The following is a 17,260-nucleotide window of genomic DNA, read 5'->3' on the forward strand; positions in this document are numbered from 1 at the left end:
TTATTGATAGAAATCATTTATGAACAGTTTTAGTGTTCAGAATGTAAAAGAAAGGGGATGAAAACAGAGCAGGATTGCGAAAGTAAAAGGAGCAGATGACGTATCTTTTGTTCGTATCAGTTCCTTTTACTTTCGCAATGTATGACGGGGCCTGTACGCTGGATGTGGCGTTACTGCATCGCTCATTGTATGGATTTAACGGGAGGTGGACAATAAAAATAAATTTATTCCATATTTTTCCAGTGCTTTTTATCCCCACCCCCCTAAAAATAACCTCCAATTAATGATAATATAGAAAGTAAAAATAATTCAAACGGAGGGAAAATGGAAAACCACACAATAACATCCGAAATGAAAGACAGCTTTATCCAATATTTAATCCAGGAGGAGAAGAGCCGCCACACAGTTGAAAAGTACCAGAGAGACTTAAAAAAGTTTACCCGCTTTCTCGGAGCCCGGGAAATCACGAAAGATTTAGTCATCGAATACAAAAAGAATCTTTCCGAACGGTATGCGGTAAGCAGCGTCAATTCGATGCTGGCTTCCCTGAATCATTTTCTGCAGTTTGCCGGCTGGTATGAATTCAAGGTAAAACAAATGAAATTACAGCGCCAGGTCTACTGTCCGGAGGAGAAGGAGCTGACCAGGGAAGAATATAACCGGTTGGTTAATACGGCGAAGTTTATGAAAAAAGAACGGATCGGCCTTATTATACAAACGATTTGCAGTACCGGGATCAGAATCAGCGAACTCATCTATATTACGGTTGAGTCCGTGCAAAGCGGAATCGCCTATGCGACGGGTAAAGGTAAAAGCCGCCAGATATTCCTGCCTCATAAGCTCAGGATGCTATTGATGAAATATATCAGGAAGAACCGTATCAGCCGGGGGCCTGTATTTCTGACAAAGGAAGGAAAGCCGGTAAACAGAAGTAATGTCTGGAAGGAAATGAAGGCGCTGTGTGCAACGGCCAAGGTATTAGCCGTTAAAGTATTCCCCCATAATTTACGGCATCTCTTCGCCAGGACGTATTACAGAATGGAGAAAGATATTTCAAAACTGGCGGATCTATTGGGGCACAGCAGTATCAATACGACCAGAATTTATATTGTGACATCGGGGACAGAACACAGACAACAGATAGAACGAATGAATCTGATATTATGAGACTTGCAGCATAATTATTTGGTGCAACATAATGTGGATTATGTAGTAGTATATAACAAAAAATCAAATTAGTCCATATTTTGGATTTAAAAAATGTAACTATTTTTTCTGAGAAATCATAACATGATTTTCTTCTTTACAATTATCTTCATGAAAAAATCTATGATCTTTACATAAAATTCCAAGTTATCCAAAAATTACCAATCAAATTCCAGTTTCCACCATTATAACATATTTCGCGCAATAGAAAAGTAAAATTTTTGCAGACAAAGCATCACTTATCGGTTTGACATGTTCAAATCACTTGTTTGTTTTACCCAATTCTAATCATTTTATCTAAAGGTATTTTACTTATCAAGGAACATAATCCACATTATGTTGTTCTTTTGCTTTCCCTTTCTGGAACATAATCCACATTATGTAGTAGTCCAACAACTAAAGAATCAATTCAGTCATGCCATTACAGCATAAAGGAGACGCATGATGAAAATTGTTATTGAAGAAAAGGCAAAACCAACCGGAGAGGATGCACAAAAGCGGCAAATGGCAGAATACATGAGTTTCTGCAGGGCTGTCTTTGAGGCAAAACAGAAATTTCTGCAGGAAAGTGGTTCAGACAGGAGTAAAACGAATGGGGATGATTGATATTCATGCACATATTTTACCAGGAATTGACGATGGGCCGGAGACAATGGAGGAGACCCGGAGGATGCTCTTAAAAGCTTTTGAGCAGGGGATACGAAGCATCATTGCAACCCCTCATTTTTTCCGCAGACATTATGAACCGGATGTGGAGCGGATTTATGAACTTGTGGATGCCGTTCGGGCCGAGGCCGAGGTCCTGACCCCAGGGCTTGCTATTTATCCAGGACAGGAGATTATGTATTTTTATGAAATAGAAGAATACCTGTCTGAACATAAGCTCTTAACTCTGGCAGGTTCAAGATATGTGTTGATAGAATTTCAGCCGACTGTTGTCTACAGCAGGCTGGAGCTGGCACTGCGTAAAATGATATTTGCCGGATACATACCTGTTCTTGCCCATGCAGAGCGTTACTTTTGCTTAAGACGAAATGACAGGCTGCAAGAACTGTCGGCAGCCGGCATGCGTATGCAGATGAATTACGAGAGCCTGGAAACAGGAACGAATTTTTCCGACAGGCGGTGGTGCCGAAAGATGATATTGGAGAACCAGTTTGATTTCCTTAGTACCGACATGCACGGAATAAGCCACAGGCCTCCGGACTGTGAAGGCGCTTTGGCATGGCTGCAAAAGAAGGCAGGGGAAAACCGCCTTAGAGAGCTGACGGTAGAAAATCCAAGTATGCTTTTGGAAGCTTCGAAAGTATAAACGTTCCAAAAGTATAAAAGTTTCAAAAGGATTAGAAAATGTTAAAACAAAAGAAGATAAAGGAAATGAGTCATGGAAAAGAATATACGCCAATATCAGGATGATGATGAAATTGTGATTGACTTCCGGGAACTGTTTTATGAGTTCAAACGGAGAATCTGGTGGATACTTTTGTCCGCCGTTCTTGGAACGGGGGTTGCCGGGGCGTACAGCTACTACGTGTTGACTCCCCAGTTTACTTCAGAGGCAAAAATATACGTACTGTCAAAAGAAACTACGCTGACCTCGCTGGCTGATTTGCAGATGGGCACTCAGCTTACCCAGGATTATAAAGAACTGATTGGCAGCAGGCCGGTGATGCAGGAAGTAATTAATACATTGGGGCTGGATATCACTTATAAGCAGCTGGCGGCAAAGCTTAAATTAGAAAACCCCAAGGATACGCGAATCCTGTATCTGACGGTAACAGATCCGGATCCCTATATGGCAAAGGCCATTGTCGACGGGATAGCCAACGCCGCCTCCGACTATATCGGAGAAATAATGGAAATGACTCCTCCCAAACTGATTGAAGACGGTATGGTGGCAACGGTTAAGACGAGTCCGAATGTGAAAAAGAATGCGGCGGTCGGCGGCATTGTGATGCTGTTTCTGGCCTGTGGAATTATTACCCTGTCCGTTATTATGAACGACACAATCAGGACGGAAGACGACGCCTTTAGATATTTGGAACTTCCCGTACTAGCCGTCGTTCCGGAGCGGAAAGATTCAAAGGAAGAAAAAAGCAGTTACCGAAAAGGCATTTTGGGCAGAAAGAAAAAAGTGCCTAAAAAGCACACTTCCAGAAAAAAAGCGGATCTTTCTCGAAAAGTATCGGAGGAGAAAAAACAGACAGGAAAAACGGAGCAGAGGACACAGACGGAAAAAAAGGAACAGGGTTCACAGGAGGCTTCAGCGAAAGATAAAACCGAAACTAACAAGGAAGAGCGGTAAGGAGAGACAAGATGGGTAAGGAAATCACTTTATTGCGCGATCTGAAAGAAGATTACCAGTATGAAGAGGCAATTAAGACTCTGAGAACGAATATTCAATTTTCAGGTACGAATTTGCAGGTCATCATGCTGACCAGTGCGGTGCCGAATGAGGGAAAGAGCGAGATATCATTTTCACTGGCCTCTTCGCTGGCCCAGATTGATAACCGTGTTCTTTTAATCGATGCGGATGTCAGAAAATCAGTCCTGGTGACCAGATATAAACTGGATCGGAAGATTGAAGGGCTGTCCCAGTATCTGAGTGGCCAGAAGACATTGGAGGATGTGGTGTATACAACCAATATAAGCAATCTGGATGTTATTTTTTCAGGCCCCCTTTCACCAAACCCGGCGGAACTGCTGGAAGAACCGCTGTTTAAAAAACTGATTGACTGGGCAAGGGAAGAATACGCCTATGTCGTCATCGATACACCTCCGATGAGCACGATTATTGATGGGGCTATTGTGGCAGGCCACTGTGACGGGGCCATTATGGTGGTGGAGAGCGGGGGCGTCAGCTACAGAGTGCTCCAGAAGGTCAAGAGACAGCTGGAACGCAGTGGCTGCCGTATCCTCGGAACGGTTTTAAACCGTGTCAATATGCAGATGCAGGGATATTACCGATACTACGGGAAATATGGGAGATATCATTACGATTACGGCTATGGTCAGGAAATTAAAAAATAAAATCATCTAGAAAGTAATGGGGAAGATTGTTAAAAAACAGGATGCCCTGCAGAGATAAACAAAAGAAATCAGGGGACTAGGGTATGATTTTCGAAAACCGCTCTTTTTATATGGTTTTAGATACGTTGACGGTTGTTTTTTCTTATATTATAACATCGTTTCTCAGAGAAGGTTCCCTGTTGGGGATAACGCCGTCCGAACTCTGGTATCGGTGCATACTGGTGATATGTATCTATTTTCTCGTTACTTTGTTTTATCGGGAGAAAAAGCCACTGATGAAACGCAGCTATTGGAATGAACTGGAAAATGTGTGCAGCGTTAATTTTCAGATGGCTCTGGGGATGGCGCTTCTACTGTATTTATTCAAAGTGGGAATGAAATTTCCACGATCGTTTTACCTTATATTTTTTATTGTAAATACATTGTTTATGTATATGGCCCGTTTGTTATTCAAGTCTTTTCTATATGACTATTACAGTAAATCGGAAAACAGAAAGAAATTAATTCTGTTTGCTAATGAGGAAAATGCTCTGAAGATGATGCACAAATATGTGACCTCTTTTATGTTTGATTATGAGGCCGTCGCGCTCGTGGTAATCAGCGGCCATAAGGACAAAGGCAATCTGCATGTGGAAATAAACCGTATTCTCCGCGGGAAGAGCGGAAGCTATATGGAGCTGTCGGAAAAGAGTTTGGAGGCATTTCTGATGCGGGAGGCAATCGACGAGGCGCTGGTAAGCATGCCCGAGTCGAGGAGGCAATGGCTGAGAGAGCTGATCCTTTATATGGAAAACCTGGGAATCGTGACCCATGTGACGACAAATACCTTCTGTCTCGGCCGGGAGGAGAAGGCGGTGGAGGAGTTTGGAATTTACAACGTTCTTACCTACAGTCCCAGGATATTTGACCCGGCGGAGCTGTTTTTAAAAAGGACGATGGATATTGCAGGAGGCCTGGCCGGCGTGATTCTGACTGTGACGATAGGAATCGTCATTGCGCCAATGATATATCTGGAGTCGCCGGGGCCCGTGATATTTAAACAGACCAGGATTGGGAAAAATGGCCGCCGTTTCACTATTTATAAATTCCGCTCCATGTACATGGATGCGGAACAGCGGAAAAAAGAACTGATGGCCCAAAATGAGATGAACGGCCTGATGTTTAAAATCAAGGATGACCCCAGGATCACCAGAGTGGGTAAATTTATACGCAAAACCAGCCTGGACGAATTTCCACAGTTCTTTAACGTCCTCGCGGGAGATATGAGCCTGGTGGGAACGCGTCCTCCGACCGAGGATGAATTTGTGAAATACTCGGAACGCCATAAAAGGCGTCTCAGTCTGAAACCGGGAATTACCGGGATGTGGCAGGTCAGCGGGAGAAGTACGGTCAGTGACTTCGAGGAAATTGTAAATCTTGACCTGGAATACATAGATAACTGGTCCTTCTGGCTTGATATCAAGCTGCTCTTTCAGACCGTGTATGTGGTCCTGTTTCAGAAAGGGGCATCGTGATGGGGGAGGGAAAGGAGAAAGAAGGGAAGGTAAAAGAGCGAAAAGAAAAATACAAAAAAGTAATAGACGGAGAAACAGGAAGAGAGAATAGAAACAGATGGAAAAAACTGCTCCCCTTCATTTTGGCTGCAGGAGCATTGTTTCTTTTATGGTTTTTCTGGTTCAGCCTGGGATTATACCGTCAAAGACAGGAAACAGAGGCCCGTATTCGGGAGCGGGAGAATGGGGGTGCAATGGAAGCTCTTGGTTCACAGGTGGGGAATGTGCTGGAATACAAAGGAAAAAAATACAGGCGGAATACAGCAATACGGGCAATACTCTGCATCGGCGTCGATACGACGGGTGAGATGGAGCAGTATCATGTTTCAGGAGCGGCAGGCCAGGCCGATGGCATCTTCTTAGTGGCTCAGGATGCTGCCAGCGATACGGTCCAAATCCTGATGATACCCAGGGATACAATGACAGAAATTACACTGTTTGATTATTTCGGAAATGAACTGGGGAAAGACGTTCAGCATTTGACCTTGGCCTATGCCTATGGCGACGGAAAAGAACAGAGCTGTGAGCTGATGACGGAGGCGGTCTCGGAGCTGATGTCCGGTTTGCGCATAGACGGTTACTTTGCAACAAACATCAGCACGGTTGAAATTCTAAATGATGAAATCGGTGGTGTTGAGGTTCTGGTTGAGGACGAGACCCTGTCTGAAAAATATCCGGAGTTTGTCAAGGGAGAAACAGTTCTTCTGGAAGGAGAGCAGGCTGAACATTACATCCGGTACAGAGATATCAATCAATATCAGACGGCGCTGACACGGCTGGAACGTCAGAAGGGATACATAAAAGCATATATTGAAACGGCGAAACGCCGAGCGGAGGAAGACGATCAATTGATAGTCAGATTGATGGATGACGTGGAGAAATATATGATCACCAATATGGCCAAGGATCAGTATATGGAAATGGGGATGGCGGTGTTGAACAGTCCGCAGATTATGGATGACGGAGATTTCATCTCCCTTCCAGGAGAAGTAAAGGAAACCCAGTTGTATGAAGAATTCTATCCGGATGAGAGCGAGTTGAAGAAAATAGTAGTGAAAATGTTTTATAAGGAAGTGAAATAAAGTTCAGTCAGGAAGACTGGAAAGGAAAAAGGTGATTGATATGAAGAAAAAGTATTTTGGCGTTATGTTGGCGGCAGCGATGATGGCTCAGCCCCTGATGGTACTGGCGGCGGAGAATCCGAGCGCAAATGCGAATGTGGTGGTACGGCCTTCGAGAGACAATGGAAGTGGGAGTAGTAGCAGTTCCAAGCCACTTGATACGTCTGTTGCATTAGGACCTGGACTTACCGGTGGAGTGATTGGGAATACAGCGGTAGGTATAACTATCTCAAACGGTACCGCTACGGGCTCGGCTTCCGGGAATAGTGGGGCCGCTCTTTCTCTTGGTGATATCACGGTCCGTTTCGCTACTAATGAAGAAAATAAAGAAAGTTTCCCTTGGAATGTGGTGGAAACTATCAATACGATTAATGCGGGAACGACTCCCCTCTATCGTGCAATCGGTACACCGGATACAGTCGGATATAATCCATTAATTCCAGTTCAAACATTAATAGCTGAGGATGCAGCTACCCAGGCTAAAAGGACAGATTCTGTTACTGTGACATTGTACGTGCCAAATCTGATAGAAAATCTGAACAATGTGCAGATTCTTTATTATAACGAGGAGACGAAGAAGTGGGAGTTCATGGCACCTTCAGCGGTGGACTTTACGACAAAGCAGATTTCGGTGATGCTTAAGGGAAATACGCCGTTTACGGTGGTTTATAAGAATTAAGTAAATTATAGGGAATAGATCTATCTGAGGCGGGGAGTGATGCCTTAGATAGGTCTATTTAGTATTGAAAAGGGCGGGAAGATGAGATTGCCTACCTTGTACAAGCATTTCTGATTTTGTGGGTTATGTAAACGGCATAAATGGACAATTTTATCCATTTCCACAAAATGCGGAGTAGACATAGTATGTTTGTTAATGAACACAGTGGCTTGAAAGTAGAAAATTAGTTTCGCCGTGAACATCATGGCGGGTTTTGATATGTGTTAATCTGCTGTGAGGGCACGGCGATTTTTATATAGAGTAAAAAATAGCGGAGGATTGAAAAGCTATGAAAAAGACAAGTGGAGAAAAATATAATATAGCAGTTGCGGGCACGGGCTATGTTGGCCTGTCCATAGCCGTACTGCTTTCACAGCATAATCATGTAACGGCGGTGGATATCATTCCGGAAAAAGTCGAGATGCTCAACAACAGAATATCGCCAATTCAGGATGAGTACATCGAAAAATATCTTGCAAGTAAAGAGTTGGATTTGACTGCAACACTGGATGCTGAAGCCGCGTATAGTGACGCGGATTTCGTCGTTATTGCAGCCCCTACGAATTATGACAGCCAGAAGAACTTTTTTGATACTTCGGTGGTCGAGGCTGTGATCAGACTGGTCATGGAATACAACACGAACGCGATTATGGTTATCAAGTCTACAATCCCAGTTGGGTATACCAGAGGCATAAGAGAAAAGACGGGTAGTAAGAATATAATCTTTAGCCCGGAGTTTCTACGTGAGAGTAAGGCTCTATATGATAATTTAATGCCGAGCCGCATCGTTTTGGGTTATGAACAGGATGACGCGAGGCTGAAGGAGGAGGCTCATATCTTTTCCAAACTACTGAGGGAGGGCGCAATTAAGGAGAATATAGACACTCTGTTCATGGGAAGCACAGAGGCTGAGGCTGTAAAGTTGTTCGCTAATACATATCTGGCATTGCGGGTGAGTTATTTCAACGAGCTGGATACCTACGCTGAAATGAAAGGGCTTGATACACATGCCATTATCGATGGTGTGTGCCTTGATCCACGAATCGGTACCCACTACAATAATCCTTCCTTTGGTTACGGCGGTTACTGCCTGCCGAAAGACACAAAGCAGCTTTTGGCAAACTACGCAGATGTTCCCGAAAACCTGATCGAAGCCATCGTGGAGAGCAATCGCACAAGGAAGGATTTCATTGCCGACCGTGTGCTTCAGATGGCTGGGTATTACGGTTACGGAGAAGATAACGAGTACAGCAAGAGCAAAGAAAAGCCAACTGCGATCGGAATTTATCGGCTGACTATGAAAAGTAACTCCGATAACTTCCGACAGAGTTCTATTCAGGGCATTATGAAGCGCGTGAAGGCTAAAGGTGCCACAGTTATGATTTATGAGCCGACAATGAAGGATGGTGAAACTTTTTTTGGTAGTTTGGTGGTTAATGATTTGGAGCGGTTCAAGGCACAGTGTGATGCGATTATTGCGAATCGTTATGATAGCTGTTTGGACAATGTGAAGGAAAAAGTTTATACGCGGGATATTTTCCGGCGGGATTGACAATTCAGAAGATAAGTGAGGTTGAGCATGGGTGTTGGGACACCATTATTCGATAGAAAAATTGATAAAACGCAGATACCCACCTGCAATATTTTGGGCGTAGAAATTGCGGCTATTGATATGAATTGGCTCTTAAAATTTACAGATGAAAATATCAGACAGTTATCCGGAGATTATATGACGATTGCAAACGTACATACAACCGTGACTTCTTATGAAGATTTGGAATATTGCTTTATTCAGAATGGCGGCATTATAGCGATTCCGGACGGAGGGCCGTTGTCCACAGTGGGGAGAAAGCGTGGATATAATAAGATGAAGCGTACCACGGGGCCGAGCTATATGGGAGAAGTTTTTAAAATTTCTGCTGAGAAAGGGTACCGCCATTATTTCTATGGTTCCACGGAAGAAACGCTGGAAAAACTTTATAAGGCTTTGATGGAACAATATCCGGGAATCCAAATCGCTGGGATGTATAGTCCGCCGTTTCGTCCTCTGACGGAAGAAGAGGATAAGGCAGTCATAGAGCGGATTAATGAGGTCAGGGCTGATTTTGTGTGGGTTGGTCTCGGTGCACCGAAGCAGGAACGTTGGATGGCTCAGCATCAGGGAAGGATAGTTGGTTTCATGATCGGTGTTGGCGCCGGATTTGATTACTTTGCCGGAAACATCGAGCGGGCACCAAAGTGGATGCAGGACAGTAACCTAGAGTGGGTGTATCGGTTGATGCAAGACCCAAGGAGATTGTTCAACCGGTATTGGCATACGAACACAAAGTTCATTTGGAATGCGTATTTGAGAGGGAAATAAGTTCTTGAGTTTGAAAACGATAAAACGAAAAGAAAATATTGCAGTATAGAAGTTTTCAAATACGGATTAAACACACCATGAATGGTGAAGTTTATATGAAAGGAAAAGAGTGCGGCAATGAATAACAAAAAAATGAAAGTGTGCCACATATTAAATGAATTACTGCCCTCAGGTGCAGAAACTATGCTTGTGAATTCAGCATCGAAATGGAAGAATTGTGAATTACATGTGTTGGCGACAGCAGCGAATATTGGTGTCTATGCACCGGAGTTTAAACGGGCGGGCTATACTGTTCATCATATAAATGAAAATGGATTTATAAAGCAGCATAAAGCGGTTTGCGCGTTTCTGAAAAATCTGGAACCTGATGTTTTGCATGTTCATAGAGAGAGTCAGGACTTTTATTATGAGCTGGATGCAAAACTGGCGGTGAGGGGGATACGAATTGTAAGAACTGTACATAATGTTTTTCTTTTTTCGGGAATACTTCGTTTCAGGCGCATCATGACCAGAGCATTTGGAAGGTTAATAGGAACGAAATATATCGCTATAGGCGATAGTGTGTTTCAGAATGAGAAGAATAGATTTTTAAATACTCCCTATCGATTGGTCAATAATTGGTGCGATGAGTCAATATTTGGATATGTATCAGAAGGGATGAAAGAACAAGAAAAGAATAAAAAAGGCCTTGTAGATAAGATGATTCTGGTTTCTGTTGGGAATTGCAGCAAGGTAAAAAACCATATGCTCTTGCTAAAAGGAATTAACGAAATGGTTTCTGCCGGAACGATTAATATACATTATTATCATTTAGGGCAAGGTGAGAGTGAAAGAGAAGAAAAAGAATATGTCAAGAATAACAACTTGAGTGATTATGTTAGTTTTGTTGGAAGAACCAATCCGGCTCCATATCTTAAGTTGGCAGATTTGTTTGTAATGCCTAGCCTATTTGAGGGTGTGAGCATATCTGCGCTTGAGGCAATGATGTGTGGGGTGAATTGTTTACTGGCTGATGTTGTGGGATTGCAGGATTTTAAATCTATAGGAGCAAAGGCTATTCACTATACTGGTTTATCTCAAGATGAATTTACGCAGTGCCTATGTGAGCTATATAAGGTATGGGGCGAAAGAAGGCTGAAAAACAATTTTGAATTATCGAATGCGGTTCGAGAACGGTACAGCATGAAAAAATCAGTTGCATCATATTTGGAAGTTTATTCAAACTAACAATTAAGCTGATCCTATTTGCCTGTATCGAACCTTTCGTGATATGGGAGATACCATGATGGCATTAATAAAACAATATATAAATCGGATATACATTAAACATATTTGGAAACGGAAATGCAGGTTCTGTGGTACGGCGATAGCGGATAGGAGAAGCACGTTTTATGGTAAAAACTATTTGGGCAATAATACAAATGTAATAAATGCTCATTTTGGCTATGCAAGCGGTGTGGGAATTGACTGTTTCTTAAAAGATATTGAAATAGGGAAATATTGCTGTTTGGCAGGTGAAATAAGAACAGTTATCGGTATACATCCAACGAATAAATTTGTTTCTATTCACCCTGCGTTTTATTCTATAACGCAGCAATGGGGATTTACTTACATTAAAGAACCGTGCTTTGAAGTTAACCACAGGATAGAGAAAAACAGAAGTATATCTTTTCGGATAGGAAATGATGTGTGGATTGGAGAAGGCGTAAGACTGCTTGAAGGCGTAACAATCGGCGATGGCGCTATAGTTGCGGCCGGAGCAGTTGTTGTAAAAGATGTTGAACCATATTCGATTGTAGGCGGCGTGCCCGCAAAACACATTAAGTACAGGTTCGATGAAGAAACACGTCGTAAGCTGCTGGAACTTAGATGGTGGGATAAAGATGAAAGCTGGATTAGAGAACATGCAGAACTGTTTAGAAACGTCGAGGCACTGCTGAATGCGCAAGATTGAGAATGAACAGAAGCAAATAACAATGAAAAGGTATATATTTTGATAATCGTTACAATGAAAGAGATTTTGGAGAAGGGGAATACAATGAAAAAGAATGTATTTGATGGAATATTTATAGCGATACTACTGATAGGGGTCTGCTTCACGATGTCTGCTGTATCTGCGTTATGTCCTATTGAACCAATTCGGGAAAACGTAAAGCTATCTATTTCGGAGTTACAAGAAGAAGGATTGTATCCTTGTTTTCTGAATTTTAAGCTGTTTCAGATGGATAACTATACAGATGTGATTATGCTGCAGGAAAGCGTGACAAATAATGATAATGCGCTTTTAAAATCTGCAATGGACTGCACAATCTACAAGTCTGATGTATATATGGATAAAATTGTGGATTTGGAACGCTATTTAAGTGGAGATTTGGATGGTATGGAGGCTATGAATTATAGTCGATATTGGCATGGATATCTATTTATTTTAAAGCCGTTGTTAAGTATACTTACATATCAACAAATCAGAGTATTAAACTACATTATATTCTTTTCTGTACTGTTACTTGTTTTTCTTAAAATGTGGAAAAAGCTTGGGCGTATAGAGGCGGTTTTGTTCCTCGTATCCATGATATGTGTTTCAGTACCGCTGATTCCTTATAATCTTCAGTTTAGCTGGACATTTTATATAGCTTTTGGCGGAATTTTGTGGATGCTCCATATTTCTGAGAATACAAAGCAAACCAATGAGATCTGGGTGATGATGCTGTCGGTATTTGTGTTGGGCGGACTTACAAGTTATGTGGATTTATTGGTCACCCCAATTGTGACAATAGGTCTTCCGCTTACTGTCTGGTTAATGAGAAAGTATGACTGGAGCAACCTTGAAAAGATAAAAGCCGTTGTTATCGCTTCATTCATGTGGGCGCTGGGCTATGCATGGGTTTGGGCGAGTAAGTGGGTAATTGGTGGATTTATTACAGGAGAGAGCATAATAGCAGATGCCATTTCGCAAGCCAGCGTTCGAACAACGGGTATGAAATGGAAGGGAATGGAACTGACAATTCCTAATATAGGGAAGTTTGTATGGAATACATTGAATCAACGCGGACTATCTATTCCTTTACTAATTGTTGCAGTTGCAGGAATTGCAGCATACCTCTTGCTATGCAAAAATTGGGGAGAAATCAGAGAAAATTTGTGGTTGCTATTGATCGCAATGATGACGCCTGTTTGGTTTATAGTTCTTCGGGAACATTCTATTCAGCACGGATGGTTTACATGGAGAGCCTTGGTCGTAACTATATTTGCGGGACTGATGTTTATTGTACGTACCTGTGATTATAAACAGGTAAAAGAAAGAATGAGGTGGCACAAATGAGTAGAATAGCAGTTTTAATTCCCTGCTATAATGAAAGCCTTACGATTGGGAAGGTCGTAACCGATTATAAAAGAATTTTGCCGAATGCAGATATTTATGTATATGATAATAATTCAACGGATGGAACGGATGAAATTGCGAGGAATGCAGGAGCAATTGTTAAATATGAGAGGCGCCAAGGAAAAGGGAATGTAATTAGGTCAATGTTTCGACAGATTGATGCAGACTGCTATCTCATGCTTGATGGTGACGATACATATCCGGCAGAATCAGCACGCGAAATGTGTGATTATGTTTTGAAGGATGGAGTTGATATGGTGATTGGAGACAGACTGTCTTCGACCTATTTCCAGGAGAATAAACGAGCTTTCCACAATTTTGGAAACCGTATTGTAAGAGCGCTAATTAACAAACTTTTCAGCAGCAATGTGCAAGATATCATGACAGGATATCGTGCGTTTAGCCGAGATTTTGTGAAGCATTTTCCGGTTCTTTCCAAGGGGTTTGAAATTGAAACTGAAATGACGATCCATGCGCTGGATAAGAATTTTTATCTGAAAGAAATCCCCGTTGCCTATAGGGATCGTCCGGAGGGAAGTGTATCAAAATTAAACACGATTCAGGATGGGATTCGAGTTCTGAAAACGATTGTAACGCTATTTCGTGACTACAAGCCGCTGCTATATTTTGGCCTTTGCGGTTCGATGTGCATATTAATTTCTTTGATTATGTTTACGCCTATTTTGATGGAATATATAAGTACAGGAGTGGTGCCTAGATTTCCGACACTGATTGTTACAATTGGATTTGCAATGATTGGTGCACTATTATATTCTTGCGGCTTAATCTTAGAAGTAATTGCAAAGAAACATAGACAGTTGTTCGAACTTCTGATGAATAAATAATCCATATATCCATCCGACCTTTTACTCCGCAAGGAAACAAGCAGGCTTTACCTATGCTACAAAGAATAAATTTGATAACTTTCGTTTTATTAACAAAGAGAATCAAATCGCTGTGCAAATTAGGAATGATGTCTGGAGAAGATACGGCATTCGAATTATGGAGCGTGTAAAAGCCGGAAACGGTGATATTGTAGCAACCAGTGCAATCGTCGCTAAAGATATGGAGCTGTACTCGATTGCAGGCGGCATGCTTGCAAAACACATTAAGTATAGGTTCGATGAAAAAAATGCTATAAGCTGTTGAAACTAAGATGATGAGACAAAAAAGAAATCTGAATCAGTGAGAAAGCAGAACTGTTTAAAAATGAAGAAACACCGCTGAATGTGAAAGATTGAAAAAGATGAATATTATCAAGAAAATTAAATTATTACGGTGCAGATTACTCCTTTTGAAAAACAGAAATATCCACATAGGAAGTAACACAACGTTCGGCCGTGGCACCGTTTTTTGGGCGCCGAGTAGAATATCAATTGGTAACAATGTGTATATAGGAAAGTATTGTACGCTCCAAGCAGACATTGAAATGGGAAATAACATTGAAATTGCCAATAATGTAGGACTGATCGGAAAATATGACCATGATTACTCAAAGGTTGGTGTGAGCATCAAGGATGCGCCGTGGATAGGCGATCCCTACTATGACTTCAAAGGTAAAGACCAAAAAATTGTGATTGAGGATGATGTCTGGATCGGATATGGGGCTGTGGTTTTTACGGGCGTACATATTCATCGTGGAGCTATTATTGCAGCCGGAAGTATTGTGACGAAAGATGTTTCATCATATGCGATCGTTGCGGGAAATCCAGCAAAAGTGAAAGATTATCGATTTACGAAAGAACAGATTGTAGAGCATGAGCAAATACTTGGAATTGAAAATTAATAATACGGGAAGGTCAAATTTCTGTGTGGAACTGGCGGGTGTTATAGATGAAAATAGGATTACTAATTACTAGCATAGGAAACTTCGGATTAAAGGGTTGCTACAACTCGCAGGAGATTGGTCTTGCGAAAGCGCTTGATTCATATTTCAATGCTGTTTACATATATAAGCTCATACCTGAGAGTAATCAAAGAAAAGATGAAAAGATAGATGGAACAAAAAATGTCATTTTACATTCTATTCCATCGAAGAGCTTTGGCATAAATGGACTTCTTAATATAAGCGATTTAGACAGCTCTTTGGACAGCTTGGTATATTTTTCTGACACGCAAATCAGCGTTCCGAAGGTCTATAGATGGGCAGCAAAAAACAAAGTGCAGTTTTTTCCCTATATTGGAGTGCTGGAAAGTCACAGCACAAGTAAATGGAAAAAGCTGATTATGGACGCACTTTTCAGGAGAAATCTTGAAGTGTATCGGCACTGCCATTGCTTAGTGAAAACGCCCACAGTGGAACAAAAACTTCATCAGCTGGGCGTGGACAAGATTATGGTCACCCCCGTTGGACTTGACTTGTCCTTGTTGCATCAAGGCTATGAGGTGGTAGAAAAAACGTCCCTCAAAGAAAAATATGGGTTCCAGCAAGCTGATAAGGTTTTGCTGTTTGTCGGGCGATTGATTGAAGAAAAGCAGCCCTTGCGAATGATAGAAATATTTAATGAAATATATACGAAAGATTGTAACTATCGCTTGCTGATGGTGGGACAGGGAGAATTGAAGTTCGCTGTGGATACTGCAATTAAAGGCGCAGCCTTGCAAGCGGTTGTAACTCGGATAGAGCAAATCCCAAACGCTGATATATGGGAACTCTATCGACTGGCGGATTGTTTTGTGAATCTTAATCAGCAGGAAATATTTGGTATGGCGATTCTGGAGGCTATGTATTACGGTTGCAAGGTGGTGGCATGGAAGGCACCGGGACCGGAACTGATCATCGAGGACGGAGTTTCCGGTTTCTTGGTGGATAACTATAAGATGCTGTGTAGTCGGGTGGTTTCGGAAGAGCATCATCCGGTAAATGGGCGTAAGCGTGTGCTTGAGAATTTTACATGGAATAATATGGCAAGGTATATTGATTCTATAGTATAGCTTAATAGGGGCAAGGAGATAACTGATGGATGATGACCGCAAAATGATTAAAATATTAAAACAAATGTATAAAAAGATGCAGTTCAGCCTAAGTTATCATGATTTAGACGTACTTCCAGAACAGGTAGGAAATGAACTTATTCGAACAATAATTAAGGAAGGAAACCCAGCATTTGTGGCCCGTGGCGGTGCGACTGAATTGCGTTGCATCAGTGAATATTTGCATAAAAATAGTTTTTCAGAAAAAATAAGGAGGGAGGTATCCGAATTGTCAGGGATATTTCCCAACGACTCAAAAACATTAGAGCGTTTCTGTGAGCTATATATGTCCGAAATGGAAAGTGCAGATGTTGTTGCGCTTTGGGGGGTAGGAGCAGAGTCTAAGGTAGTGCATAGTAGGTGTAATAATGCGAAATTTACAAAGTTGCACGCATTAGAACCTTACTATTTTGATAGACCTTGGTCTGAGGCTCTGTTAGCCAAAAAAGTGTTAGTTATACATCCATTCAAAAAAAGTATCTTGGAACAGTATAAAAGGCGAGAACAGATATTTCCTGAGAAAGAGGTTTTACCAAAACTTCAGTCTTTGGAGTGTATCCAGGCTGTTCAGTCGATTGCGGGAGAAAAGACGGCCTTTGATTCGTGGTTTGATGCATTGGAATACATGAAATATGAAATCTATCAAAAGGATTTTGATATTGCGATTATAGGAGCCGGTGCATACGGTCTTCCGTTGGCTGCTTATTGCAAAAAGATAGGAAAACAGGCAATTCAGATGTCCGGTGCAACCCAACTAATGTTTGGTATCAAGGGTAAACGATGGGATGAACATCCTATAATATCTAAGTTTTATAACGATGCCTGGATTAGGCCGGACAGAAAAGAAACGCCGGCACAAAAACAGAAGGTAGAGGGTGGAAGTTACTGGTAAGGAGGTCAAAGAATGATTCTTCC

General features: G+C 41.8%; 18 protein-coding genes. All 18 read left to right on the forward strand.

Annotated elements, in window-relative coordinates; genetic code table 11:
• The first annotated feature begins 324 nt into the window (after positions 1-324).
• The 18 genes from EJL91_RS00855 (at position 325) to EJL91_RS00935 (ending at position 17,237) form a co-directional block, all read left to right on the forward strand.
• Complete coding sequence (locus tag EJL91_RS00855; protein WP_125140080.1) at positions 325-1,167, forward strand: tyrosine-type recombinase/integrase; 843 nt, start codon at positions 325-327, stop codon at positions 1,165-1,167.
• A 483-nt stretch (positions 1,168-1,650) separates the two neighbouring features.
• Positions 1,651-1,812: a hypothetical protein gene (locus EJL91_RS24455; RefSeq protein WP_164516723.1), complete on the forward strand. Its 162-nt coding sequence runs from the start codon at positions 1,651-1,653 to the stop codon at positions 1,810-1,812.
• Positions 1,799-2,518 carry a CpsB/CapC family capsule biosynthesis tyrosine phosphatase gene (locus EJL91_RS00860; RefSeq protein WP_125140081.1) on the forward strand — a complete coding sequence of 240 codons (720 nt, stop codon included), beginning with the start codon at positions 1,799-1,801 and terminating at the stop codon, positions 2,516-2,518. Before EJL91_RS24455 ends, EJL91_RS00860 begins: the two co-directional genes overlap by 14 nt.
• 72 nt (positions 2,519-2,590) lie before the next feature.
• Complete coding sequence (locus tag EJL91_RS00865) at positions 2,591-3,511, forward strand: YveK family protein (protein WP_125140082.1); 921 nt, start codon at positions 2,591-2,593, stop codon at positions 3,509-3,511.
• Positions 3,512-3,522: 11 nt separating this feature from the next.
• Positions 3,523-4,236 (forward strand): CpsD/CapB family tyrosine-protein kinase, encoded by a 714-nt coding sequence (locus tag EJL91_RS00870; protein WP_125140083.1) that lies wholly within the window; start codon positions 3,523-3,525, stop codon positions 4,234-4,236.
• A gap of 83 nt (positions 4,237-4,319) precedes the next feature.
• Positions 4,320-5,750, forward strand: coding sequence for a sugar transferase (locus EJL91_RS00875; RefSeq protein WP_125140084.1), 1,431 nt, complete (start codon positions 4,320-4,322; stop codon positions 5,748-5,750).
• Entirely contained in the window at positions 5,750-6,871 is a 1,122-nt protein-coding gene (locus EJL91_RS00880) for an LCP family protein (protein WP_125140085.1), read from the forward strand. Before EJL91_RS00875 ends, EJL91_RS00880 begins: the two co-directional genes overlap by 1 nt.
• Before the next feature lie 40 nt (positions 6,872-6,911).
• On the forward strand, positions 6,912-7,589 hold the full coding sequence (locus EJL91_RS00885) for a hypothetical protein (protein WP_125140086.1): 678 nt from the start codon (positions 6,912-6,914) through the stop codon (positions 7,587-7,589).
• A gap of 328 nt (positions 7,590-7,917) precedes the next feature.
• Positions 7,918-9,180: a nucleotide sugar dehydrogenase gene (locus tag EJL91_RS00890; protein WP_125140087.1), complete on the forward strand. Its 1,263-nt coding sequence runs from the start codon at positions 7,918-7,920 to the stop codon at positions 9,178-9,180.
• Between the two features lie 27 nt (positions 9,181-9,207).
• Positions 9,208-9,990: a WecB/TagA/CpsF family glycosyltransferase gene (locus EJL91_RS00895; RefSeq protein WP_125140088.1), complete on the forward strand. Its 783-nt coding sequence runs from the start codon at positions 9,208-9,210 to the stop codon at positions 9,988-9,990.
• Between the two features lie 117 nt (positions 9,991-10,107).
• Positions 10,108-11,217: a glycosyltransferase gene (locus tag EJL91_RS00900; RefSeq protein WP_125140089.1), complete on the forward strand. Its 1,110-nt coding sequence runs from the start codon at positions 10,108-10,110 to the stop codon at positions 11,215-11,217.
• Between the two features lie 55 nt (positions 11,218-11,272).
• Positions 11,273-11,944, forward strand: coding sequence for an LbetaH domain-containing protein (locus tag EJL91_RS00905; protein WP_164516724.1), 672 nt, complete (start codon positions 11,273-11,275; stop codon positions 11,942-11,944).
• 84 nt (positions 11,945-12,028) lie between these two features.
• The gene (locus EJL91_RS00910) at positions 12,029-13,312 is read left to right on the forward strand and encodes a hypothetical protein (RefSeq protein ID WP_125140091.1); all 1,284 of its coding nucleotides are present in this window, start codon (positions 12,029-12,031) and stop codon (positions 13,310-13,312) included.
• Positions 13,309-14,217, forward strand: coding sequence for a glycosyltransferase family 2 protein (locus tag EJL91_RS00915; RefSeq protein WP_125140092.1), 909 nt, complete (start codon positions 13,309-13,311; stop codon positions 14,215-14,217). The genes EJL91_RS00910 and EJL91_RS00915 overlap by 4 nt, the downstream gene beginning before the upstream one ends.
• A gap of 112 nt (positions 14,218-14,329) precedes the next feature.
• A complete protein-coding gene (locus EJL91_RS00920; RefSeq protein WP_125140093.1) occupies positions 14,330-14,521 on the forward strand; it encodes an LbetaH domain-containing protein in 192 nt (63 codons plus the stop codon).
• 97 nt (positions 14,522-14,618) lie between these two features.
• The gene (locus tag EJL91_RS00925; RefSeq protein ID WP_125140094.1) at positions 14,619-15,158 is read left to right on the forward strand and encodes an acyltransferase; all 540 of its coding nucleotides are present in this window, start codon (positions 14,619-14,621) and stop codon (positions 15,156-15,158) included.
• 47 nt (positions 15,159-15,205) lie between these two features.
• Positions 15,206-16,306 carry a glycosyltransferase gene (locus tag EJL91_RS00930; RefSeq protein WP_125140095.1) on the forward strand — a complete coding sequence of 367 codons (1,101 nt, stop codon included), beginning with the start codon at positions 15,206-15,208 and terminating at the stop codon, positions 16,304-16,306.
• Between the two features lie 25 nt (positions 16,307-16,331).
• A complete protein-coding gene (locus EJL91_RS00935; RefSeq protein WP_125140096.1) occupies positions 16,332-17,237 on the forward strand; it encodes a hypothetical protein in 906 nt (301 codons plus the stop codon).
• Positions 17,238-17,260 lie beyond the last annotated feature (23 nt).

The organism is Clostridium transplantifaecale, assembly GCF_900626075.1.
GTDB classification, from domain to species: Bacteria; Bacillota; Clostridia; order Lachnospirales; family Lachnospiraceae; genus Otoolea; species Otoolea transplantifaecalis.

Bases quoted from the DNA above. Each gene is read 5' to 3' on its own strand.
- EJL91_RS00855 (WP_125140080.1), top strand. From the start codon at position 325: ATGGAAAACCACACAATAACATCCGAAATGAAAGACAGCTTTATCCAA.
- EJL91_RS24455 (WP_164516723.1), top strand. From the start codon at position 1,651: ATGAAAATTGTTATTGAAGAAAAGGCAAAACCAACCGGAGAGGATGCA.
- EJL91_RS00860 (WP_125140081.1), top strand. From the start codon at position 1,799: ATGGGGATGATTGATATTCATGCACATATTTTACCAGGAATTGACGAT.
- EJL91_RS00865 (WP_125140082.1), top strand. From the start codon at position 2,591: ATGGAAAAGAATATACGCCAATATCAGGATGATGATGAAATTGTGATT.
- EJL91_RS00870 (WP_125140083.1), top strand. From the start codon at position 3,523: ATGGGTAAGGAAATCACTTTATTGCGCGATCTGAAAGAAGATTACCAG.
- EJL91_RS00875 (WP_125140084.1), top strand. From the start codon at position 4,320: ATGATTTTCGAAAACCGCTCTTTTTATATGGTTTTAGATACGTTGACG.
- EJL91_RS00880 (WP_125140085.1), top strand. From the start codon at position 5,750: ATGGGGGAGGGAAAGGAGAAAGAAGGGAAGGTAAAAGAGCGAAAAGAA.
- EJL91_RS00885 (WP_125140086.1), top strand. From the start codon at position 6,912: ATGAAGAAAAAGTATTTTGGCGTTATGTTGGCGGCAGCGATGATGGCT.
- EJL91_RS00890 (WP_125140087.1), top strand. From the start codon at position 7,918: ATGAAAAAGACAAGTGGAGAAAAATATAATATAGCAGTTGCGGGCACG.
- EJL91_RS00895 (WP_125140088.1), top strand. From the start codon at position 9,208: ATGGGTGTTGGGACACCATTATTCGATAGAAAAATTGATAAAACGCAG.
- EJL91_RS00900 (WP_125140089.1), top strand. From the start codon at position 10,108: ATGAATAACAAAAAAATGAAAGTGTGCCACATATTAAATGAATTACTG.
- EJL91_RS00905 (WP_164516724.1), top strand. From the start codon at position 11,273: ATGATGGCATTAATAAAACAATATATAAATCGGATATACATTAAACAT.
- EJL91_RS00910 (WP_125140091.1), top strand. From the start codon at position 12,029: ATGAAAAAGAATGTATTTGATGGAATATTTATAGCGATACTACTGATA.
- EJL91_RS00915 (WP_125140092.1), top strand. From the start codon at position 13,309: ATGAGTAGAATAGCAGTTTTAATTCCCTGCTATAATGAAAGCCTTACG.
- EJL91_RS00925 (WP_125140094.1), top strand. From the start codon at position 14,619: ATGAATATTATCAAGAAAATTAAATTATTACGGTGCAGATTACTCCTT.
- EJL91_RS00930 (WP_125140095.1), top strand. From the start codon at position 15,206: ATGAAAATAGGATTACTAATTACTAGCATAGGAAACTTCGGATTAAAG.
- EJL91_RS00935 (WP_125140096.1), top strand. From the start codon at position 16,332: ATGGATGATGACCGCAAAATGATTAAAATATTAAAACAAATGTATAAA.